Origin of the sequence: Escherichia sp. Marseille-Q3837, from assembly GCF_916618735.1 — a bacterium.
Classification (GTDB): Bacteria; Pseudomonadota; Gammaproteobacteria; order Enterobacterales; family Enterobacteriaceae; genus Escherichia; species Escherichia ruysiae.
The window spans coordinates 3,150,836-3,172,499 of sequence record NZ_CAKAKC010000001.1 but is presented as its reverse complement, the minus strand read 5'-3'; the positions used below and the strand labels follow the sequence as shown (position 1 = coordinate 3,172,499).

At 49.9% G+C, this 21,664-nt stretch carries 21 protein-coding genes; 4 read left to right on the top strand and 17 right to left on the bottom strand.

Translation table 11 applies throughout. The annotated features are described in order from the left end of the window. Positions 1-12: 12 nt before the first annotated feature. The 7 genes from LG381_RS15235 to LG381_RS15205 form a co-directional block, all read right to left on the bottom strand. On the bottom strand, positions 13-807 hold the full coding sequence (locus tag LG381_RS15235; protein ID WP_000555451.1) for an ABC transporter permease: 795 nt from the start codon (positions 805-807) through the stop codon (positions 13-15). Beyond that, positions 797-1,738, bottom strand: coding sequence for an ABC transporter permease (locus LG381_RS15230; RefSeq protein WP_225762597.1), 942 nt, complete (start codon positions 1,736-1,738; stop codon positions 797-799). The genes LG381_RS15235 and LG381_RS15230 overlap by 11 nt, the downstream gene beginning before the upstream one ends. Beyond that, on the bottom strand, positions 1,739-2,752 hold the full coding sequence (locus LG381_RS15225) for an ABC transporter ATP-binding protein (RefSeq protein ID WP_225762596.1): 1,014 nt from the start codon (positions 2,750-2,752) through the stop codon (positions 1,739-1,741). Positions 2,753-2,769: 17 nt separating this feature from the next. After that, on the bottom strand, positions 2,770-3,915 hold the full coding sequence (ydcS, locus tag LG381_RS15220) for a putative ABC transporter substrate-binding protein YdcS (protein ID WP_222679765.1): 1,146 nt from the start codon (positions 3,913-3,915) through the stop codon (positions 2,770-2,772). 241 nt (positions 3,916-4,156) lie between these two features. After that, positions 4,157-5,566, bottom strand: a complete 1,410-nt coding sequence (locus LG381_RS15215; RefSeq protein ID WP_000760661.1) for a PLP-dependent aminotransferase family protein — start codon at positions 5,564-5,566, stop codon at positions 4,157-4,159. Positions 5,567-5,644: 78 nt separating this feature from the next. Further along, on the bottom strand, positions 5,645-6,061 hold the full coding sequence (gene hicB / locus LG381_RS15210) for a type II toxin-antitoxin system antitoxin HicB (protein ID WP_225762989.1): 417 nt from the start codon (positions 6,059-6,061) through the stop codon (positions 5,645-5,647). A gap of 45 nt (positions 6,062-6,106) precedes the next feature. Beyond that, a complete protein-coding gene (locus LG381_RS15205) occupies positions 6,107-6,283 on the bottom strand; it encodes a type II toxin-antitoxin system HicA family toxin (protein WP_000812245.1) in 177 nt (58 codons plus the stop codon). A gap of 221 nt (positions 6,284-6,504) precedes the next feature. On the opposite strand from LG381_RS15205, the gene LG381_RS15200 reads away from it, so the two are divergent. Beyond that, positions 6,505-6,735, top strand: a complete 231-nt coding sequence (locus LG381_RS15200; protein WP_000494236.1) for a DUF2554 family protein — start codon at positions 6,505-6,507, stop codon at positions 6,733-6,735. 92 nt (positions 6,736-6,827) lie between these two features. Here LG381_RS15200 and rlhA read toward each other — a convergent pair whose 3' ends face one another. After that, positions 6,828-8,789 (bottom strand): 23S rRNA 5-hydroxycytidine C2501 synthase, encoded by a 1,962-nt coding sequence (rlhA, locus tag LG381_RS15195; RefSeq protein WP_175119463.1) that lies wholly within the window; start codon positions 8,787-8,789, stop codon positions 6,828-6,830. 72 nt (positions 8,790-8,861) lie between these two features. Next, positions 8,862-9,398, bottom strand: a complete 537-nt coding sequence (locus LG381_RS15190) for a helix-turn-helix domain-containing protein (RefSeq protein ID WP_225762595.1) — start codon at positions 9,396-9,398, stop codon at positions 8,862-8,864. Positions 9,399-9,450: 52 nt separating this feature from the next. On the opposite strand from LG381_RS15190, the gene ydcO reads away from it, so the two are divergent. After that, positions 9,451-10,662 (top strand): BenE family transporter YdcO, encoded by a 1,212-nt coding sequence (gene ydcO / locus LG381_RS15185; RefSeq protein ID WP_225762988.1) that lies wholly within the window; start codon positions 9,451-9,453, stop codon positions 10,660-10,662. 34 nt (positions 10,663-10,696) lie between these two features. Here ydcO and LG381_RS15180 read toward each other — a convergent pair whose 3' ends face one another. The 3 genes from LG381_RS15180 to tehA all read right to left on the bottom strand — a co-directional run bounded on the left by LG381_RS15180 (position 10,697) and on the right by tehA (position 13,231). Then, positions 10,697-11,365 (bottom strand): DUF3313 domain-containing protein, encoded by a 669-nt coding sequence (locus tag LG381_RS15180; protein WP_001261028.1) that lies wholly within the window; start codon positions 11,363-11,365, stop codon positions 10,697-10,699. Positions 11,366-11,648: 283 nt separating this feature from the next. Further along, a complete protein-coding gene (tehB, locus tag LG381_RS15175; protein ID WP_000586748.1) occupies positions 11,649-12,242 on the bottom strand; it encodes a tellurite resistance methyltransferase TehB in 594 nt (197 codons plus the stop codon). Continuing rightward, positions 12,239-13,231 (bottom strand): dicarboxylate transporter/tellurite-resistance protein TehA, encoded by a 993-nt coding sequence (gene tehA / locus LG381_RS15170; RefSeq protein ID WP_001190280.1) that lies wholly within the window; start codon positions 13,229-13,231, stop codon positions 12,239-12,241. Before tehA ends, tehB begins: the two co-directional genes overlap by 4 nt. Before the next feature lie 123 nt (positions 13,232-13,354). Here tehA and ydcK point away from each other — a divergent pair, with 123 nt between their 5' ends. Beyond that, on the top strand, positions 13,355-14,335 hold the full coding sequence (gene ydcK / locus LG381_RS15165) for a YdcK family protein (protein ID WP_225762594.1): 981 nt from the start codon (positions 13,355-13,357) through the stop codon (positions 14,333-14,335). Here the strand turns inward: ydcK and rimL are convergent. The 4 genes from rimL to LG381_RS15145 all read right to left on the bottom strand — a co-directional run bounded on the left by rimL (position 14,327) and on the right by LG381_RS15145 (position 18,517). Beyond that, positions 14,327-14,866 carry a 50S ribosomal protein L7/L12-serine acetyltransferase gene (rimL, locus tag LG381_RS15160; protein WP_000140870.1) on the bottom strand — a complete coding sequence of 180 codons (540 nt, stop codon included), beginning with the start codon at positions 14,864-14,866 and terminating at the stop codon, positions 14,327-14,329. The genes ydcK and rimL overlap by 9 nt on opposite strands. A 61-nt stretch (positions 14,867-14,927) precedes the next feature. Further along, complete coding sequence (locus tag LG381_RS15155; RefSeq protein WP_010351400.1) at positions 14,928-15,152, bottom strand: YdcH family protein; 225 nt, start codon at positions 15,150-15,152, stop codon at positions 14,928-14,930. A gap of 141 nt (positions 15,153-15,293) precedes the next feature. Then, positions 15,294-16,949: a glucan biosynthesis protein OpgD gene (opgD, locus tag LG381_RS15150; protein WP_000375980.1), complete on the bottom strand. Its 1,656-nt coding sequence runs from the start codon at positions 16,947-16,949 to the stop codon at positions 15,294-15,296. Positions 16,950-17,173: 224 nt separating this feature from the next. Then, positions 17,174-18,517 (bottom strand): VOC family protein, encoded by a 1,344-nt coding sequence (locus tag LG381_RS15145; RefSeq protein ID WP_225762593.1) that lies wholly within the window; start codon positions 18,515-18,517, stop codon positions 17,174-17,176. Between the two features lie 216 nt (positions 18,518-18,733). Here LG381_RS15145 and LG381_RS15140 point away from each other — a divergent pair, with 216 nt between their 5' ends. Next, positions 18,734-19,657, top strand: coding sequence for a LysR substrate-binding domain-containing protein (locus LG381_RS15140; protein WP_000414570.1), 924 nt, complete (start codon positions 18,734-18,736; stop codon positions 19,655-19,657). 37 nt (positions 19,658-19,694) lie between these two features. Here the strand turns inward: LG381_RS15140 and LG381_RS15135 are convergent, their stop codons facing one another. Beyond that, positions 19,695-21,335 (bottom strand): methyl-accepting chemotaxis protein, encoded by a 1,641-nt coding sequence (locus LG381_RS15135; RefSeq protein WP_105290232.1) that lies wholly within the window; start codon positions 21,333-21,335, stop codon positions 19,695-19,697. Between the last annotated feature and the right edge of the window lie 329 nt (positions 21,336-21,664).

Here is a 21,664-nt window from a genome sequence, read left to right as displayed (position 1 = left end):
CTGTATCAGTGGTTATTGACCATTGTCGCCTTCGCGGGTTAGCCACCAGGCTCCCAGGATCGGCAAGGTTGTTACCAACATAACCAGCAGTGCCACCACGTTGGTTACCGGTACATCACGTGGTCGCCCAAGCTGATTGAGCAACCACAACGGTAACGTTCGTTCATGACCTGCCGTAAAGGTCGTAACGATGATTTCATCGAACGACAAGGCAAACGCCAGCATTCCTCCTGCCAGTAGCGCCGAACTGAGATTCGGTAACACCACGTAGCGGAAGGTTTGCCAGCCATTGGCCCCAAGATCCATTGACGCCTCAACCAGACTCCATGAGGTACGGCGAAAACGGGCGATGACATTGTTAAACACCACCACTACACAAAAAGTCGCATGACCGACTACGATGGTGAAAAACCCCGGCTCCAGATTGATAGTTTTAAACGCGGTTAATAACGCCAGGCCTGTGACAATGCCCGGCAGCGCAATGGGCAGCAGCAATAACAGCGAAATGGCGTTTTTGCCGAAAAAGTCTCGTCGCCACAGCGCGGCGGCGGCCAGCGTCCCTAATACCAGCGCAATTAATGTCGCCAGCGCCGCCACTTTAAGTGACAGTGTCACGGAATCAAGAATATCACTACGCTGTGCTGCCACGCTAAACCAGTGCAGCGTCAGACCTTGCGGTGGAAAACTAAACGCCGCATCTTCAGTGTTAAAAGCATAGGCCGCGATAATCAGGATGGGAAAATGGAGGAAAACCACGCCGCCCCAGGCCGCCAGTTTGAGGAAAAACGGTGCGCGCTCAGAGTGCATCGAACGCTCCCAGACGTTTCACGAACGCCAGATACAGTGCGATCAAAACAATCGGCACCAGGGTGAACGCTGCTGCCATCGGCATATTGCCAATCGCGCCTTGCTGCGAGTAAACCATGTTGCCGATAAAATACCCCGGCGGGCCAACCAGCTGCGGGACAATAAAATCGCCCAGCGTTAGCGAGAAGGTAAAAATAGAGCCGGCTGCAATGCCAGGGATCGCCAGCGGTAACACCACATAACGGAAGGTTTGCCGTGGACGTGCGCCTAAATCCGCTGAGGCTTGCAAAAGTGACGAGGGCAAACGCTCCAGCGCCGCCTGCACCGGCAGAATCATGAACGGCAGCCAGATGTAGAGAAACACCAGAAAGCGTCCCAGTCCGGAAGTTGACAGTGTATTACCGCCCACCGCCGGTAGCGTGAGAAACGCAGTTAATAACGGTTCCAACCCCAAATGCTGTAAAAACCACTGCGCCACGCCATCTTTCGCCAGCAATAACGTCCAGGCATAGGCTTTGACGATATAGCTCGCCCACATCGGCAACATTACCGCAATGTAAAAAAACGCTTTCATCTTACCGCTGGTGTAGCGCGCCATATACCACGCCATCGGAAAGGCCAAAAAAGCACTGGCGATGGTCACAGCAACTGCCATGGTTAACGTGCGCAGAATGATGTCGTAATTGGCCGGATTAAACAGCGCGCGGATATTCGCCAGTGTCAGTTCCGGTGTTACCGACATGGTGAAATCATCAAAAGTATAAAAGCCCTGCCATAACAGCGTCAGCAGCGAACCGAAATAGACGATGCCAAACCACATCAACGGGCCAAGCAGCAGCAAAAACAGCCCCAGCCCCGGATTCCGGCAGAAGAAACCTGACACCTTGCCCAGACCTGGACGTGAAGGTGATTGCAATACGTTCATCGCCATTCACCTCTCCTCAACCAGCGGCACCATCACATCGCGCGCCCAGGAAACCATCACCTGTTGTCCTGGAGTAAGCGTAGCGGGGAGTTCTTCCCCCGTCATATTTGCCTGACTTACCAGCAGTTTTTCACCGCCGCTCAGTGTCAGTTCAAAACGGGTCGCCGCGCCCTGATACTGCACCGCCTGGATCGTGCCATTAGCCTGCACTTCGCCAGGTGTATTGAGGCGAATATGTTCCGGGCGCAATGCGAAGCTACCCATCATTCCGCAAAGTTTCTCTGCCATCAGCGCATCAAAAACGTTGGATGTACCGACGAATCCGGCAACAAACGGCGTGCGCGGGCGCATGTAGAGATCACGTGGTGAATCGACCTGCTCAATGCGACCGTTGTTGAACACCGCCACACGGTCGGACATTGATAATGCTTCCCCCTGATCGTGGGTGACGAAGATAAACGTGATGCCGAGAGATTGTTGCAGCTTTTTCAGCTCAAGTTGCATCTGCTCACGCAACTTGAGATCCAGTGCGCCGAGTGGTTCATCCAGCAATAATACGCGTGGTTCATTTACTAATGCTCTGGCGATAGCAACCCGCTGGCGCTGACCACCAGAAAGTTGTGACGGCTTACGTTGCTGAACAAAACCCAGCGCCACTTTTTCCAGCGCCTCTTGCGCCATGATGTAACGCTTTTTTTTCTCCACACCTTTGACCATTAACCCGTAGGCCACGTTATCGAGAATCGACATATGGGGAAACAGCGCATAGTCCTGGAAAACAGTATTAACATCCCGCTCCCACGGTGGCAGATTGCTGGCGGGGTTACCAAAGATAGCGATCGCCCCGCCGGAAAGTTGTTCAAATCCGGCAATCAGGCGCAGGCAGGGGGTTTTGCCGGAGCCGGACGGCCCCAGCATTGAAAATAACTCACCATCTTTTATCGCAATACTGACGCCATCTACCGCGCGCACGTCACCGTACAACCGCGAGACGTTGTCAAACTCCACTGCGTACGTCATAAAACACCTCAGCGAAGTTAGCGACCGCCCATAATGGCAATGTAATCCTGCGTCCAGCGACTGTAGGGAACAAACTTGCCCCCTTCTGCTATAGGCGTTTTCCAGAAAGCAATTTTATCGAAATAGTTAAAACCGTTGGTCTCACAGCCTTTTTCGCCTAATAACGGACTGGCTTTACATCCTTCCGGCACTACCGGCAATGAGCCAAACCAGGCTGCCACATCACCCTGCACTTTTGGCGTTAATGACCAGTTCATCCATTTGTAGGCGCAAACCGGATGTTTCGCTTCGCTATGCAGCATGGTGGTATCAGCCCAGCCGGTAACCCCCTCTTTCGGGAATACTGTGGCGATTGGTTGGCCTTCGGCTTTCAACGCGTTGGCCTGATACGGCCAGGCACTAGAAGCAACCACACCCTCGTTTTTGAAATCGCTCATTTGCACGGTGGTGTCATGCCAGTAGCGATGTATCAAACTATGTTGATCGCGCAGCACTTTCAGCACCGCCTGATATTGTTCTTCGGTAAGTTGGTACGGATCGCTGATGCCCAACTGCGGCTGAGTGGCTTTAACGAACAACGCAGCGTCCGCAATGTAGATAGGGCCATCATAAGCCTGAACGCGGCCTTTATTGCTCTTGCCGTCCTGCAGATTTTGCTCAACAAAAACCACTTGCCAGCTATCCGGCGGCGTCGGGAAGGTTTTAGTGTTGTACATCAGCAGGTTCGGCCCCCATTGGTAAGGTGTGCCATAAACTTTGCCGCCAACGTTAAACCAGTCGCCTTTAACCACGCGCGGATCGAGCGTTTTCCAGTTGGGAATCAAGGCGGTATTAATCGGCTGCACGCGTTTACCCATAATCAAACGCAGCGAGGCATCGCCGGACGCCGTGACCAGATCGTAACCCCCTTTGGTCATCAGACTGACCATTTCATCGGAAGTCGCGGCGGTTTTCACATTTACCGCGCAACCTGTCTCTTTTTCGAATTGCGTTACCCAGTCGTATTGTTTATCAGTTTGTCCGCGTTCGATGTATCCCGGCCAGGCAATAATATCCAGTCGCCCTTCCGGTTTATCTAAATTGGTAGGCGGTTCGGCGGCGTGAGCGGTCATTATAGTCATGGTGAGCGCACACAGGCTGCTGCGGGCAAATGTCTTGCTCATAAGGTCTTACTCCTGTCGTAATTAATTGTTCAGCCGCCGTGCCGTAAAAATATCTCCTTGTTTAACCATAGACGGCGGCTTGCAGGCACACCTTCACCCCTGAGAAAATTTAATCAGGTTGTGAGCTAACGCGCATTATGCCGTCTGTGAAGCTATCTTCTGGAGTATAGACAAGGGGTTACGAAATATGGCTTCTATTCGAAATTCATATTACCCAACCTGAGAGGAATTAAATTGAAAGTTACTTCAGATGTTCTTGAATAAGTTTGCCTAATTCTTTTACTGCCTGTTCTTCGCGCTCTCCCCATTGCCACGCGGTATTAAAACGGAAAAAACGCGACCAGCGTTCGCCAGTAGAAAACATTTTACCCGGCGCAATACTGATGTGATGCGCCAGTGCCGTCAGACTTAATTCGCCTGCATCTAACGGTTCGGGAAGTTCCAGCCAGAGAAAATAACCACTGTCGTTATGGTGTATTTTCACCTCCGCAGGCAGGTAACGCAGCAGCGCCTGCCAGGCGCGTTGTTTGCGTTCCGCAAGCTGACGACGTAGACGACGCAGATGCGCATCGTAGCGGCGTGTAGAAAGGTAATCCACCAGGGCAAGCTGCATCGGTGAACTGGTGGAAAGTGTACTCATCAACTGCAAACGTTGGATTTTACGCGCATGTTTTCCTGCGGCGACCCAACCGATGCGAAAACCTGGCACCAGGCATTTGGAGAATGATGAACAATGCAGCACGCCATCGTGGCGATCCCACGCTTTTGCGGGCAGCGGTTTTTCCCGTCCGAAGTAAAGTTCGCTGTAGACGTCATCTTCAATCAGCATCACGTTGTACTGACTAAGGAGTTCTACCAGCCGCGCTTTTTTCTGTGGCGTTAAGGTAAAACCGAGCGGGTTCTGGCTGTTGGTCATTAACCAGCACGCTTTCACCGGATACTCTTGTAACGCCAGTTCAAGCGCCTGAAGGTCGATCCCTTCATTAACATCCGTCGCTACCGATAACGCCTTCAGCCGTAACCGCTCCAGCGCCTGCAACGCGCCGTAGAAACAAGGATTCTCGACAATCACCCAATCACCCGGCTCGGTTACCGCTTGCAAACTGAGGTTTAATGCCTCTAACGCCCCGGCGGTGATGACGATTTCATCGGGCGAAATTGTGATGCCCTGTAAGGCATAGCGACGAGCAATAGCCTGACGAAGCTCAGCATTCCCTGGAGGTAAGTTTTCAATCACGCTCATCGCCGTTGCGGTTTTGCTTACCTGTGCCAGGGAGCGATTGAGTTGTTGAAGCGGAAACAAGCGCGGATCGGGAAAAGCAGATGCAAACGGCACCACTGAAGGATCGCGGCTGGCCTGCAACATGTCAAAAATATAAGTATTGATATCGACTGTTTCATCACGTGTGACTGGAACGACTGGGGCTTTCGGCATTTTTAATGCCTGTGGTGCAACGTAATAACCCGACTGCGGTCGCGCGATAATATGCCCCTGACTTTCGAGTAACTGGTAGGCATGGCTGACGGTCATAAAGCTCATACCAGAAAGCGCCACCTGTTCACGCAACGAAGGCAAACGATCGCCGGGTTGCCAGATGCCCGACGCAATCTGCTCGCGTAATTGTTCTGCCAGTTGCTGGTATTTTTTCATTATCGGATCGTTTTTATGTGCAGATGATCCGGCAGTCTATATCAGTTGTTAAAAATGACAACTTTTCGTTAACTGTAATTAAACCATCACCAGCGATAACTCTTTGCCAAGCGCCTTAGCCGCAAGCTGGACAGCGTCGATTTTTGTCGCATGGTGCAAGTCAAATAAGCGGGTAATCTCCTGTTTAGGTTTGCCAATTCGTCTGGCTAACTCTTGCTGAGTAATGTCTGACTGCAAAAAAGCATTTAGCAGCAATATCTTAGAGGCGACGCTTAAAGGTACTTCAATAAAGTGATCGTGACTATTTAATGGCGAAGGTAACGGGATAAGCTCGTTGTCTTCAAAATAAAAATCAAATGCGGTCAGTAAAGCATCTTTTGCCGCTTCCATCGCTTCAGCGACAGTTTCGCCCTGGGTCAACGCTTCAGGGATATCCACAAAAGAAACCATATAACCGCCTTCCGGCACGGGTGTAAGAGTGACGGGATAACGCATAATTTCGACTGTCTCTCGCATGTCATTAACCTTTTTAATTGGCGATTAATTCAAACCGAGTTGTTTCAGAATTGCTTTACGCAATGGTTCTTTAATCTCTTCGCTGGGGTGACGCGGCATGACACTGCGCCTCCCGTGAAACCGGAGTTTCAGATGGTTGCTGCCATTCGTCACATCGACGCCCTGAGATTCGAACCAACGTCTGAACTCGTTTTGTTTCACATCGCCTCCCTGCCGCTGAGTATATCAACAAAGTAAACATTAATGTTTACCTCCGTGTGTAATTTGCTCGAAAATAGCACTTAATCGCCGCAACGGCAGAATGCGATGCCAAATAAGGAAGGCTGATTCCAGAATTTCTTTGCGCTAATTTGCAAAACTGAATAATAACCTCAAGAAACTATCGGCATCATAGCGGCAAAAGGTAAGAAAAAGGTGTCGGGATGTTTACGAAGGCGTTAGCGGTTGTCTTATTAACGTGTGCGCTGTTCTCTGGACAGTTGATGGCAGGACACAAAGGACATGAATTTTTGTGGGTAAAAAATGTGGATCATCAACTGCGTCATGAAGCGGACAGTGATGAATTGCGCGCCGTTGCGGAAGAATCGGCAGAAGGTTTGCGCGAGCATTTTTACTGGCAAAAGTCACGCAAACCAGAAGCGGGACAGCGTTGAGTCGTTTGTTGCCGGATACGGTATGAACGCCTTACCCGGCCTGTAATATCTGCAAATTCAATAAGTTGTGAACAGGTCTGAAAATTTGCGTTTTACCCTTTTCGCTTCGGCAATGTTTTCATCAGTTCATCCGGGCTTACGGAGGCGACAACACTCCCCGGTAACGGCATTTTCAGAATGTGATTTTTGATTTTGCCAATGACGTGCATCTCACACGGCCGGCAATCAAACTTTAGCGTTAACACTTCATCGCCGTTAACCAGTTGCATTGGCGTTGCTTTCCAGCTTTTGATATTGCCTTTCGCCTGTTTCGGGCACAGATTGAAGGCAAAGCGCAGACAATGCTTGGTGATCATTACCGGCACTTCGCCCTTCTCTTCATGCGCTTCATAGGCAGCATCAATCAGTTGCACACCATAGCGATGATAAAATTCACGAGCTTTCTGGTTGTATACGTTCGCGAGGAAACTCAAATGCGTTTGCGGATAAACTGGCGCAGGGTCAGCAACCGGTTTACGACTACCGCGCTGATAACTGGCAAGACGCGCAGCATCCAGCATTTCAGCAGCCTCACGGCGGAACTGATTTAACAGACTGTTTGGCACAAACAGCGCCCCCGGCAAATTAATTTGCACATCGCGGGCGTAATAGATGGTTTGCCCAAGCTTCGACAATCCCTCTTTCAGATTGAGGAGTGCTTTTTCGGCGTTATTCGCTTCGTCGAACTGCCCGTCCAGCGTATGAGTGATACTGACGCCCTCTTCGCTGGTCAGAGTCAGAATCAGTTGTTCCTGCCAGCCGCCCAGTTCAATGTCTACCGCCACCCGACGTTCGCTGGAGGTTTTGGTCAACGCCTGCTGCCAGTTATGGTCGAGGTTGCGATTAAGCGGATGGTGCGGGCGAATTTTGTGCAGCTCCACTGGCATCTCATTTGGCCAGACGCGGTACTGATTTTCCCCAGTTTTCTCTACCGTGTTGGCACGAAAGCCGACGACTTCACGCTTAATCATTACGTTCAGTCCATCGCCGTTAGCCAGCGGTTCGGTAACCTCAACATCAAGATGATCTTTCGCCACTTTCAATACTTCACCCACCGGCAGGCCGATAAATTTCGGTGAATCGAATGCGCCAATATCGCCTTTACGCGCGTTAACAAAGTAGTCGGTGCTGCCACGATGGAAGGTTTTTTCCGTCGACGGTACGAAGAAGTGCTCAGTACGACCGGATGAAGCTCGCGCCAAATCGCTACGTTCTTCAATAATGGCATCCAGCATCTGGCGATAATGGGCGGTGATATTCTTCACGTAGCTCATATCTTTGTAACGCCCTTCAATCTTGAAGGAGCGTACGCCAGCATCAATCAGCGCGCCGAGGTTGGCAGTCTGATCGTTATCTTTCATCGACAGCAGATGTTTTTCATAGGAAACCACCCGCCCCTGATCGTCTTTCAATGTGTATGGCAAACGGCACGCCTGCGAGCAATCGCCACGGTTGGCGCTACGCCCTGTTTGCGCATGGGAAATGTAGCACTGACCGGAATATGCCACGCACAGTGCACCATGAATAAAGAACTCAATGGTCGCGTCCGTGGCCTGATGAATCGCACGGATCTGCTCAAGATTCAGCTCTCGCGCCAGCACAATCTGCGTAAAACCGACGTCCGAAAGAAACTTCGCTTTCTCTACAGTGCGAATATCACACTGCGTACTGGCGTGCAGTTCAATCGGCGGAATATCAAGTTCCAGAATCCCCATATCCTGAACGATCAGCGCATCGACGCCGGTCTGGTAGAGGTCGGTAATCAGTCGCTGCGCCGGTTCCAGTTCATCGTCATGCAAAATGGTGTTAAGCGTGACGAAAATTTTTGCACCATAACGATGGGCAAATGGCACCAGCTCGGCAATATCTTTCAGGCTATTACTGGCATTATGACGGGCACCAAAACCAGGTCCGCCGATATAAACAGCATCGGCACCGTGCAAAATAGCTTCGCGGGCAATGGCGGCATCGCGTGCCGGGCTTAACAGTTCAAGACGATGAGAAGATACGGTCACTTTCTTATCCAGTAGCTGAAAAATGGCGGCTATTTTAGCCACAAGCGCGATGTTGCGAAATAGTTTTCCCGCTTAACTACGCGGGTAATGGATGAGGGAATGAAAATGTACGGTTTTCTCCCCACAATTACGATAGACATGCCTGACGTCGGCAGCAAAACGAACACCTTCTCCACAATTAAGACTACGCCATTCACCATCAACGCACAGATCAAGCTGTCCATCAATGACGACAACATGCTCAATTACCCCTTTTTCGTGCGGCGTCGATTCGCTTATTGCACCGGGTGCCATCTGAATCGAGAAGTGTTCAAAGCAGAGTTGCGGATCATAAGGAAACAGCGAAGTGATCACCATTGCCTGCTGTTGTGGATCATAAATTGATGGCGTAATGGTCTGCGGCGGCGAAATAAATGTCGAAAATGGCACGTTCATCCCGGTGGCAATTTTCCAGAGTGTCGCGACCGTCGGGCTGGACTCATTGCGCTCAATCTGCCCTAACATGGCTTTAGAAACGCCCGTGGCGTCTGCCAGTCGCGAAAGACTCCAGCCTCGCTGCTGACGAAGATGTTTAAGCGTAGTGGATAAAAAGCGAGCGAGATTTTCCATGCGACTCCTCCGGCAAAACAGGAGTTTATCACTTGTGCGTTATAACGGACAAATGCTACGGTGCCTGTACGCTATAACGCACGAGGTGACTATGCGTCTGTTTTCTATTCCTCCCCCCACGCTACTGGCGGGGGTTTTGGCGGGATTTATTGGCTACGCCAGGTCAGCAGCAATAATCTGGCAAGCGGCGGTTGTCGCCGGGGCAACCACTGCACAAAACTCCGGCTGGATGACGGCGCTGGGACTGGCAATGGGAGTCAGTACGCTGGCGCTGACATTATGGTATCGCGTGCCTGTTCTCACCGCATGGTCAACGCCTGGCGCGGCGCTGTTGGTCACTGGTTTACAGGGGCTAACACTTAACGAAGCCATCGGCGTTTTTATAGTCACCAACGCATTAATTGTCCTCTGCGGCATAACGGGACTCTTTGCTCGTCTGATGCGCATTATTCCGCACTCGCTTGCGGCGGCAATGCTTGCCGGGATTTTATTACGCTTTGGTTTACAGGCGTTTGCCAGTCTGGATGGTCAGTTTACGTTGTGTGGCAGTATGTTGCTGGTATGGCTGGCAACCAAGGCCGTTGCACCGCGCTATGCGGTAATTGCCGCGATGATTATTGGGATCGTGATCGTTATCGCGCAAGGTGACGTTGTCACAACGGATGTTGTCTTTAAACCCGTTCTCCCCATTTATATTACCCCTGAATTTTCGTTTGCTCACAGTTTGAGCGTTGCACTCCCCCTTTTTCTGGTGACGATGGCATCGCAAAACGCACCGGGTATTGCGGCAATGAAAGCGGCCGGGTATTCGGCTCCGGTTTCGCCACTGATTGTATTCACTGGCTTGCTGGCGCTGATTTTTTCCCCTTTCGGGGTTTATTCCGTCGGTATTGCGGCAATTACTGCCGCTATTTGCCAAAGCCCGGAAGCGCATCCGGACAAAGATAGGCGTTGGTTGGCTGCCGCCGTTGCGGGCGTCTTTTATTTGCTTGCGGGTCTGTTTGGTAGCGCCATTACCGGAATGATGGCAGCCCTACCGGTTAGCTGGATCCAGATGCTGGCTGGTCTGGCGCTGTTAAGCACCATTGGCGGTAGTTTGTATCAGGCGCTACATAATGAGCGTGAGCGCGACGCTGCTGTGGTGGCATTTCTGGTAACAGCGAGCGGGCTGACATTGGTTGGGATTGGTTCGGCGTTTTGGGGATTAATTGCCGGCGGCGTCTGTTACGTGGTGTTGAATTTAATTGCTGACAGAAACCGATAATAAGAAGCGCCATCTTACGATGGCGCAACTGGCATTACTTTTTGTTAACGTCAAACATGGTGGCATCGGTCGCCATGTCATCAATAACTTGCTTAATATTTTCGAAAGCCATTGGCGTACTTTCGTTATTCAGGTCTTTACCTTCGCCCTGACGAACGACTTTGATAACAGGTTTATTGGTAGCCGCATCAATCAGTTCACCTTCAAAGTACAGGCGGGTATCCATGGTACGGTGACCGGTTGCCATTTGTGTTCCCGCTACCACTAATGCAACAGGAACCACTTCATAGAATTGCAGTCCTTCTTTGCTAGTATCAACACCAGTAATAGCACCACGGAAAATCAGACTACGCGGGCCAGCAGTGGTAACCAGTGGTTTGCGCTGCGCAATCGCTTCTTTCATTTCGGTATTGGTATAACTCAAAATTCTATCCAATACTTTCTGCCCTACCTGAGTAGAAGGTTTCGGCACCGGATAATAAGTGATTGGATTCCAGACAATACTGTCATATTTACTTTGGTCGAAATCAGGGGAAACCCAGCGTAAAACGGGTTTACCTGTTGCCGATGTTGTTTCTTGAAGATCAGAGTAATTCTTTAAAAAGCCAGAGTATTTATCCGGCTGGGTGATTTTAGAGGCACAGCCGGACAGAGCCAACAAGCCGCATAAAGCTGCAACTTTCGCAATTGATGTGGTACGCATGAATAGTTTCCTGAGATGATTATATTACTTTTTAAGTTATAGCAAAAAGCACCGCTTCGTGTTGTGGCAAAAAAAGTGTTGGCAGAAATAAATTTATCGGCCCCTTTTTCGACAATATAGTCAATGCTGAAAAAGGAGCTGAGTCAATCATCATTGATTTATTTTCAGAGACTTGAGGCGATAAAAAAGCACATCCGCTGTGACTTATTTCACATCATCCTGCTAAAAAATATGCTTACCGAATAGATCAACAGGCAAACTTCTTACGTTGATCCTTTTCAGGTCATTTTTTACGTGCCAGCATAGTAGCGAAACGCAGTTTAATACGATTACCGTTGGCATCGGTGCGGTGTAATTCACCGACATCTTCATTGTATTTCAATAAATCCCAGCCTTCATAATAACGACGTAGCTCTCCCTCTTTGAAGGCAAACGGAAAGCCGACGGTACATGGAAAATCAGTAGTATCCATCGCAGCCACAATCAGGTTATAACCGCCAGGTTTAGTGCAACGTTGCATATTGCCAATCAGCCCTGGGATGGTTTTCGCCTCCAGGAACATCAGCACCACAGTAGAAAGAATAAAATCGTACTGTCCATCAAACGTGAGGCTATTCAGATCGACAACCTGAGTACGTAAATTTTCCAGATTTTCAATGGCTTTAATGCGCTCAACGTTGGCAATACTCATGGCATTTTTATCCCATGCGTCAACATCATAACCATTGGCTGCAAGGTAAAGACTGTTACGACCATTGCCACAGCCCAAGTCCAGCGTTTTCCCCGGTTTAACGATTTTCACCGCTTCCAGAACTTCGGAGTGTGTACGGGTTAATTCGTATTTGTTAGTAAAGTAGTTTTCGTCACGAATGATCATTCTTTGTCCTCGGATTTCATTAAAACGGCGCGCTCAGTTCTGATTAACAATTTTCCCTGCATCAGAAGCGCGAAAGTACGGATGAGCAGTAATGCAATAATAAAATTGGTAAAGATAAACAACGGCACCGCCAGCGTATGGAAAAAACCATTATCGCTACCGCTTCCCAGATGCAAACCGGTGGTAGCCAGCGCGGAAACACCGAACGAAAAACTCCAGAATGAGGCATTAAACGGCTGTGAGAGATACCACGGCATCAGGCGCAGCATAAACAGTAATTGCAGCAGCCCATAGCCAAAGAGCATTTTCGCCAGCGTGTCCCCCTCGCCGCCGTTGACGCTTAACCAGGCACTACAGGCCACCAGAGCCGGAGCGAGTTGAATGCCAAGCGATGTCCGCAGCGCCGTGGGTAATTCTCCCGAGCTGCGCAGTCGTTGAAGGATCACCGGTTCAAGGCTTAACCAGGAGAAGACGCCAGCGCCTAAAAATACCAGTCCGGCATCGGTATAACCCAGCGCACCGCAGGCCATCGCGCTGATAAAGTTATTGGCAACAGTAGGCAAATAAAGCCCTGGTGTCGTCGCTTCTTCTGGGTGAGAACCGCGCCATAATCCGGCAGTTTGCCAGGCAGCGTAAACCAGTTGAATCACTACCCCAACGCTGAACAGACATACTGCCAGCGGGCGAAACCACGGGACAAAACCAATCGCCACCAGCATCGTCGTTGCCGGAAACAAACTCACAAAACTGCTCATCACCGGATGGCGAACTTCCGCCAGCACGCTTTGCGGAAAGCGCATCAGTCGGGTAATGAATGCGGTGGTCAATAATCCCCAGATGATCATCGCCAGAATCACCAGCCCATCCCCCAACCAGTGACTAACCTGCCAAACCTGGCTGGCATAGCGCCAGGCAAATCCCATCCCTATCGTCCCCAACACAATGCCAAAATAACCTGCCGGTAAATTGAGCACTTTATCGCTCTGCATCTTGTTACTCATTTTGTTTAATTTATAAAGTATATTTGAAATGCATTTTATGGAAATTTCTCAAACATAGCCAGAGTCGCAGAATTTGCTACGGTTATAGTAAGTCACCTGCGGGAAAACGCTATGCGCAAATATCGTCTAAGTGAAGAGCAACGAGCCTTTAGTTATCAGGAAGATGGCTTCAAAAAAAGTGTGCTATTACGGCAGATTATTGCCATAGCCGATTTTAATGATGTGATAGCAGGGACGGCTGGTGGTTGGATCGATAGCGAAACTGTGCTGGCGCAGGAAGGAAATTGCTGGATTTACGACCAGAATGCTCTTGCGTTCGGCGGAACGGTGATTTCCGGTAATACGCGTATTACCGGCACCAGCATGCTATGGGGAGAGGTTTGCACGACGGATAACACCTGGATCGATAACAGTGAAATCAGCCAGGGCGTCCATGTAAGTGACAGCGTCACCATTCGTGATTCAATAGTTTGCGGTCAGTGCAGAATTTTTGGTCAGGTCTGTATCGATCAACATTCAATGATCGTCGCCACACAAGGCTTAACGCCCGACCACCATCTTCTGCTACAAATTTATGACCGCGCCAGCGTCAGCGCCTCACGCGTTGTCCATCAGGCGCAAATTTATGGCGATGCCGTCGTCCGCCATGCTTTTATTGAGCATCGTGCCGAAGTTTTTGATTTTGCGCGTATTGAAGGTAATGAAGAAAACAATGTCTGGCTGTGCGACTGTGCGAAAGTCTACGGTCACGCACGTGTGATTGCCGGAACTGAAGAAGATGCGATTCCAACAATTCATTACAGCTCTCAGGTGGCGGAATATGCCATTGTAGAAGGCAATTGCGTGTTAAAACATCATGTCCTGATTGGCGGAAATGCCGTTGTGCGTGGCGGTCCGGTTCTGCTTGACGATCACGTTATAATACAAGGAAAGAGCCGTATTACAGGTGCGGTAATGATTGAAAACCATGTGGAGATAACCGACCACGCCGTCGTTGAAGCCTTTGGTGGCGACACCATTCATGTCCGTGGTCCAAAAGTCATTAACAGTGAGGAACGTATTACGCGAACGCCGCTGGCTGGGTTATTGTGAATCGATAATGCGCGCGTATAAATTCACATCATCATAGACATCATTCAGGAACTCAGCCTGTTTCAGGCAACCTTCCAGGCTAAAACCATTGCGCAAGGCAACCTGGTTGCTTTGCGGGTTGTCCACCCGACATTTGATCACAAAGCGTCTAAGTTCACCAGACTGGGCGTAATGATGAATCAATGCCTGTAGCGCCTGAGAAATGATCCCCTGTCCCTGATGGGATTCGTCCAGCCAGTAGCCGATTTCGGCGGTTTTATTTAGCGGTTCAATTCGATTAAAAGAGATAACGCCGACGAGTTCATTTTCTTTGAAGATCATGAACATTTTGGCGTAACCGCGTTGATGCAACATCATATTACCCTGCACCGTTTTTCGCGTGTCCTCTTCGCTGTGAACAAACTGCGGCCAGTTTAGCGACTGCTGTAACCAGTTTTTATTTTTGCAGGTTAACTGATAAAGAGGTGTGACGTGACTTTCTGCAACGGCATGTAATTCAAGTGAGTCGCTTACTTTTATCGTTTCAGTCATCTTATCTCCTGTTACTCTTTGCAGTCGTTAAAAAGCCGCCTGGCAGGCGGCTTAGGAAAGTTTACACCTCTTTGACGCTCTCCTGTTGCAGGATTTTAAGCATCTCATCCTTCATTTGTAATTTCTGTTTTTTCATGCGAGCGACTTCCGCATTGTATCCTCGACCGTCAGAGCCTTCCTTTCTGGCAATTTCATGATCAAGTTTATTATGTTTATCAAACAAGGACATAAAGCGAGGATTTTCGTTTTTCAGACGGGATATTAAATCTCGATATTCTGGAAACATACGCACTCCCTGTTAGTGGCTGACAACGTGTATATGGAATATACAACATCAGATTACCCATTTAACTTGAGGAAAAATGCGAGCGGGATCGTGTTTAACCAGACGGCACCCTCCCGGAAGAAGGTGCCTAAAAAATGAAGATTAGTTCATCACGCGATCGTCAACATACTGGCGCTTATCCGGTGCTGGAGGGAAATACTGATACAGCCATGTTTCACTGATGGCATCGCCCTGGCAGCGCAAATACATACGCATATCGACCGGATCAGTTGAGTCCGAAGTCGGATACCAGTCAAACTGAATACGGTAACCATCAATCGGCTCAATGTAGAGAATTTCTATTTGTTTCGCTTCACCACTGGAAAGTGTGATAACAGGCTCAATCCCTTTCGGCGCAGCCGCTTTCAGATCACCACCGACAAAATCGACGGCAAAACGACGAGCCCATTTTTCCGGATAATGTTCACCTGGCGCCCAGCCTTCCGGGAAGCCTCCCATGCCGGTACGCGTCGCCATAACTCGTGCTAATGGACAATGAACGGGAGGCTGTGCACTCCAGTAAAGACGATACTGAAACGCCAGTTCGTCGCCCGCTTTGATTGCTTTCTCTGGTTGCCAGAAACAGACAATATTATCCAGCGTTTCTCCCGTCGTCGGGATCTCCATCAAACCGATAGTGCCCTTACCCCACTTGTTACGCGGTTCCACCCACAGACTTGGGCGTTTGTTATACCAGCCCATAATGTCCTGATAATGGGAGAAATCACGATCCAGCTGCAACAAGCCAAACCCTTTTGGATTGTTATCGGTATAGGCATTGAACTGCAATTTCTGCGGATTATTCAGCGGACGGCAGATCCACTCGCCATTGCCCCGCCACATGGAAAGACGGTCGGAATCATGGATTTGCGGATGAATGGTGTCGCACATACGACGTTCGTTAGTCCCGCAACTGAACATACTGGTCATCGGCGCGATGCCCAGTTGTTTAATGTCTTTACGCGCATACAGGTGATTTTCGACATCCATAATCACCTGGTTCTTCTCACAGTGGATGGTGAACTTGTAAGCACCAGTAATGCTGGCGCTATCGAGCAACGCATAAACGGTAAAAGTGGTCGCGCCAGGTTTTACCGTATCGAACCAGAAGGCGGTAAAGTCGGGGAACTCTTCTTTGCTGTCGGTGTAAGTGTCGATCGCCAGACCACGCGCCGACAAACCGTATTGATAAGTGTCATCAACGGCACGGAAATAACTGGCACCGAGGAAAGAAACCACGTCGCGGCGCGCCAGCTCCGGTGCTTTAAATACACGGAATCCCGCAAAACCGAGATCGCTTTGCCCTTCTAATTGTTTGGTATCAACACCCGCATCGTTGTATTTAAACAATTCCGGACGGAAGTGTATTTCGCGCGCCAGATGTGTTGCTGGATCAACAGAGAACATGCGAACGCGGCGGCGAAACCCCATTCCCATATGGAAGAACTGAGCGTCCAGCTGGCGATTCTCAACGTTATGCCAGAGTGATTTTTCGGCGTCATACTGAATGCTGTTATAAGCCTGCGGCGTCATCGTCGCCAGCGTATCGGGTAACGGACGCGGTGCACCACGCCACGCTGTTTGCGCTAAGTCGTGCGCCATTGACTGTAAAATAGAGAAGTCAAAACGCTGGGTTTGCCCGTCGGCAATATCAGATTCTGCTGCGAACGCAGCCTGAGAAAAAAGAGAAGCAATGCCGCTAGTCCCGCACACGGCGGCCATAGCCATTGAACCTTTAATAAATCGTCTACGATCCATACCTGAAAGTGAGTCCTTCTGGTGTAGTGAATGGTCCCGCGCTGGTCGTATTCAGCGGCAAGAAAATGCTTATTAATGACCGCTCACTCTAGACAATATTTATTAATAATCCAATTGTTGAACTCAGAGAATATGCATAAATCGGCAATTTTTTTCTGTCGATGGGATGAGCCTGATTCGTTTGTAAAATCAGGCAAATTTTTGCAAAGTCGGATGGACAGAATTTAAAGCAAACCACAGCGGCGTTTACTGCGTTCTTCCGCTTCCTGGTACAACTGAAACTCATCAAATACCGGACACCCCAGCGCCAGTTCAAAAGCCTCCCGGCTGGCATTACCGTGACTGCGCATTTGCGTTTCATTACCCAGATTCGACTGGAAGATCCCCGCAGCACTAACCGGCAGGAAATCCTCATATGTAATAGGTTGCGCCACTACCCAACCACGTTCGATCAAAGGTTGTGGATCGTCTCCGGGATGGATCGCCTGACGATGCGCCTCACCCGATGGCGTCAGGCGATAGCGAAACCATGCCAATCCCTGCTGGCGCATCAGAAATTCACTGTCCGGAAAGACGCTGAAGGTTTCCTGCAAATGCAGTTGGTGAGTGAGATTATCCTGTCCGATTCCGGCGTTACGCAGAAGCTCATCATACAGTTGCCGTCCTTTCGGCGTTAATGCCACACCACGTTGCTCTATCTCACCAAAGCGTGCGGTATGCGTTCCCTGCTTTTGCCCTGCAAACAACACGGTCTCTTCCAGCGCCTTAAAACTGGTCTGGCGCAGTAAAATCGGCACCTCGCGGCGCGGCGGCCCTTCGATCAGAATTTTGGGTTCAATACCGCATTCGGGCATCATCGACTGCACCCGGTCAATGTCGAGCGTGCGTGGCGTCAGGTGGTTAATATGGCAGCCAGGAAAACAGACCACATCAGCAATCAGTCGATGTTCGTTGTGCAACGCGCGATAGGTTTCTTCATCTACTGTTGCTGACTGATGCCAGCGAAACGTCTCCAGGACTTCCTGCACAAACTCCCGCGCCTGAGCTTTGCTAAAGCCGCCCTCCTGATCATATACATCTAACAGTTGCCGACAACGCGGGGTAAAGATATCGCGCTGATGTAAAATCTCCGCCGCCTTCTGGCGCAAGGTTTCGTTTTCGATGAGTTCAAGGCGAAGTAATGAGGTAAAAACCCGGAAAGGATTACGCGCCAGCGAGGCATCATCGATAGGACGAAATGCTGTGGAATGTACCGGCACCGCCGCCTGCGAGAGATCGTAATAACTGACCGGATACATCCCCATAATGGCAAATATCCGCCGTAGAGTGGCAAGCTCTTGTGCTGTGCCGACGCGAATCGCCCCATGACGTTCAACGTTAAGTCGCGCCAGTTCGTCCGCATTTACCATTTTTTCATGCAATTGGGGATTGTTTTCCAGCACAGACAGATTGACGTCAGCCACCAGTTCCAGCAGCGTACCGTACTGTGGAACTTCTTGCTGATACATGGCTGACATAGCCTGCGAAAACTGTTCCCGAATCTCATCCGCCGTGATGCTGTTCGCCATAATCTCTGCCTCCAGTGGTCAGTAATCTGGAGTGTAGGTAACCACATTTACTCTGGTGGGAAGAATTTACAAACTGTGATCTCCCCACGAAATCAGTAAAACCACGCCTGAAAACGTAACAAAATTGCTTTATATGTTAATAATATTTTGCAATCAAGTTATCATAATCAAACAACTTCACTTGTCAGCGGCACCGCTTCGTTTTTAACATCGCTTATGGAAAAAAATAGTCTGTTTAGTCAGCGCATCCGTTTGCGCCACCTTCATACTTTCGTAGCTGTCGCACAACAAGGAACTTTGGGGCGCGCGGCTGAAACCCTTAATTTGAGTCAACCTGCGCTCTCTAAGACATTGAATGAACTTGAACAATTGACAGGCACCCGCTTATTTGACCGTGGACGTCAAGGCGCGCAGCTCACCTTACCTGGTGAGCAATTTTTAACCCATGCAGTCAGAGTGCTTGACGCCATCAACACCGCAGGTCAGGCGCTTAATCGTAAAGAAGGGCTTAACAATGATGTTGTAAGGGTTGGTGCATTACCCACAGCTGCACTGGGGATCTTGCCTTCCGTTATTGGTCAGTTTCATCAGCAACAAAAAGAGACCACTCTGCAAGTTGCTACCATGAGTAACACCATGATTCTGGCAGGCTTAAAAACGGGAGAAATTGATATCGGTGTTGGCCGGATGTCAGATCCTGAACTGATGACCGGGCTTAATTACGAATTGCTGTTTCTCGAATCGCTGAAACTGGTTGTCCGGCCTAACCACCCGCTTCTTCAGGAAAACGTGACGCTAAGCCGGGTACTGGAATGGCCGGTTGTCGTATCGCCGGAAGGCACTGCGCCCCGCCAACATTCAGATGCGTTAGTACAAAGCCAGGGCTGCAAAATTCCTTCGGGTTGTATTGAAACGCTTTCAGCATCGCTTTCGCGTCAGCTTACGGTTGAATATGACTATGTGTGGTTTGTCCCTTCTGGCGCAGTAAAAGACGACCTGCGTCATGCCTCGCTGGTGGCGCTGCCTGTTCCGGGACATGGCGCAGGCGAACCGATTGGAATACTGACCCGCGTAGATGCAACGCTCTCTTCCGGCTGTCAGCTAATGATTAACGCAATTCGGAAATCAATGCCATTCTGAAAGGTGAAGGGATCTTGCGATCCCTTCTTTGACATTATCACGCCGTTGCCAAACTAACCGAGTTGCCTGCCCCTCGTTGATCCACAGGTAACGATTGTTTCTTCAGGCGGAATACATCCACAGCCTCAGTTAATCGTGTCGCCTGCTCTTCAAGCGACACCGCCGCTGCAGACGCCTCCTCCACCAGAGAGGCATTCTGTTGTGTTACTTTATCCATTTCAGAAATCGCCTGGCTAACCTGCGTTATTCCCCTGCTTTGCTCATCCGAAGCAGCGGCAATTTCCTGCATGATATGTGTGACGCTCGCCACTGCATCCACAATGGCACTCATCGTTTTACCTGCTGTTGCCACTTCATCAGCCCCTTGTCCAATCAACTCAACTGATTCGCTGATTAAGCCTTCAATTTCTTTCGCTGCCTGGGCGCTGCGACTGGCAAGTGTACGCACTTCGCTGGCAACAACCGCAAATCCGCGACCTTGCTCACCAGCTCGCGCGGCTTCAACGGCGGCATTGAGCGCCAGAATATTTGTCTGGAAAGCAATACTGTTGATCACGGCGGTGATTTCGGAAATTTTTTTCGAGCTACTGGAGATATCGCCCATCGTTTTCACCACGCCGGAAACTGTCTTCCCGCCATCGCTGGCTTTAACGGAAGCCTCTTGTGCCAGACGGCTCGCGTGGTGTGCATTATCCGCATTCTGTTTCACCGTCGCGGTGAGTTGCTCCATGCTGGCAGCGGTTTGTTCAATCGCCGCCGCCTGTTCTTCAGTGCGTGAAGAAAGGTCAGCATTGCCAGCGGAAATTTCGCTGGTGCCGCGATAAATCTCCTCCGCCCCCTGGCGTACCGTCCCGACGGTCATCACCAGCGAATGCTGCATTTTCTGTAGATGGCGGCTCAAACGTCCAATTTCACTGCGCCCCGTCGGTTCGTCGTTCATTGTCAGATCGCCACTGGCGATTTGTTCAATACGGTGCGCGGCATGTTGCAGAGGTCGAATCACAATCCGACGCAAAACAATGAAGGTCATCAGCGTCATGACCAGGGCAAGCATAAACGCACCTATCATAAACATCACACCCAGTCGAGTGCGCTGATGCGCCTGCTCCGCCAGGTGGTTCGCTCTGGCGCTACGTATTTCAACGGCTTTGTTTAATATATGGGTATAAGTATTATCCAGCGTTCGGATATGCTCACTTTCATGATTAATAATCGCTTCAAACATGCCATTTTTGGCATATTTCAGCATAGGCTGGAGGCCAGTTATATAAGCCTGAAAACGTTGATTTAATTCAGCGTTCAGAGCTTCATCTGCAGCCGTTTTCACCTGGCGATTCTGGTAAGTACGATAACCTTGCTGCGATTGTTTAATCTGCAATTCCGCTTGTGCGATATTTCGCTTCATCTCTTCCATTTCTGCGATACGGCTCGCCGCCCCGGCCTGAATCATATTGATCCGGGCTGAACGCAGATAATCAGAGCTATTTGCCAGACCGGTGCGAGTCTGGATCTCCGCAGTGGCATCACGCTGATCGCGGTCAGCCTGCCAGAGAAAATACCCAGCCAGAGCTGAACTCAGGGCAAAAAGAAGTAATATGCCGCCCAGAATACAGGCAAATAGCGGAACCAGCCTGATGTGATATAAAAAACCTAAGCGGTGTGAGGGTGTTGTATGCATGGTCGTTGTCTCTCTTCCAGATTTACTCCCGAGAGAGAATCATCGGCAATCGGTGGTAATTACTTACGACCAAAAACGTTTTCACTTCACATTTTTACAACATGTTATGCGTTAAGAGATCATCGGGCGCCGCAATCAATAGGCTGGCGAATAAGAATGCTTTGTGAGGTATATTGCGTGAAATTCTGGAAAGCGTTACGCAATTCCGTAAGGTGATTATTTCCCTGCTAAGAGAAACTGCATAGGATGATCGCGGGTGCCTGAGACTTTCTGTTTTCAGGCTAACCGGGAATCAGAAAGACGAAGGCCCCGACCGATATTTCTATCAA

Coding starts and splice junctions, on each gene's coding strand:
- LG381_RS15230 (WP_225762597.1), bottom strand. CDS start 1,738: ATGGCGATGAACGTATTGCAATCACCTTCACGTCCAGGTCTGGGCAAG.
- rimL (WP_000140870.1), bottom strand. CDS start 14,866: ATGACTGAAACGATAAAAGTAAGCGACTCACTTGAATTACATGCCGTT.
- ydcS (WP_222679765.1), bottom strand. CDS start 3,915: ATGAGCAAGACATTTGCCCGCAGCAGCCTGTGTGCGCTCACCATGACT.
- LG381_RS15235 (WP_000555451.1), bottom strand. CDS start 807: ATGCACTCTGAGCGCGCACCGTTTTTCCTCAAACTGGCGGCCTGGGGC.
- LG381_RS15200 (WP_000494236.1), top strand. CDS start 6,505: ATGTTTACGAAGGCGTTAGCGGTTGTCTTATTAACGTGTGCGCTGTTC.
- tehB (WP_000586748.1), bottom strand. CDS start 12,242: ATGATCATTCGTGACGAAAACTACTTTACTAACAAATACGAATTAACC.
- LG381_RS15135 (WP_105290232.1), bottom strand. CDS start 21,335: ATGCATACAACACCCTCACACCGCTTAGGTTTTTTATATCACATCAGG.
- LG381_RS15190 (WP_225762595.1), bottom strand. CDS start 9,398: ATGGAAAATCTCGCTCGCTTTTTATCCACTACGCTTAAACATCTTCGT.
- hicB (WP_225762989.1), bottom strand. CDS start 6,061: ATGCGTTATCCCGTCACTCTTACACCCGTGCCGGAAGGCGGTTATATG.
- LG381_RS15140 (WP_000414570.1), top strand. CDS start 18,734: ATGGAAAAAAATAGTCTGTTTAGTCAGCGCATCCGTTTGCGCCACCTT.
- tehA (WP_001190280.1), bottom strand. CDS start 13,231: ATGCAGAGCGATAAAGTGCTCAATTTACCGGCAGGTTATTTTGGCATT.
- LG381_RS15145 (WP_225762593.1), bottom strand. CDS start 18,517: ATGGCGAACAGCATCACGGCGGATGAGATTCGGGAACAGTTTTCGCAG.
- ydcO (WP_225762988.1), top strand. CDS start 9,451: ATGCTACGGTGCCTGTACGCTATAACGCACGAGGTGACTATGCGTCTG.
- LG381_RS15215 (WP_000760661.1), bottom strand. CDS start 5,566: ATGAAAAAATACCAGCAACTGGCAGAACAATTACGCGAGCAGATTGCG.
- opgD (WP_000375980.1), bottom strand. CDS start 16,949: ATGGATCGTAGACGATTTATTAAAGGTTCAATGGCTATGGCCGCCGTG.
- LG381_RS15155 (WP_010351400.1), bottom strand. CDS start 15,152: ATGTTTCCAGAATATCGAGATTTAATATCCCGTCTGAAAAACGAAAAT.
- LG381_RS15225 (WP_225762596.1), bottom strand. CDS start 2,752: ATGACGTACGCAGTGGAGTTTGACAACGTCTCGCGGTTGTACGGTGAC.
- LG381_RS15180 (WP_001261028.1), bottom strand. CDS start 11,365: ATGCGTACCACATCAATTGCGAAAGTTGCAGCTTTATGCGGCTTGTTG.
- ydcK (WP_225762594.1), top strand. CDS start 13,355: ATGCGCAAATATCGTCTAAGTGAAGAGCAACGAGCCTTTAGTTATCAG.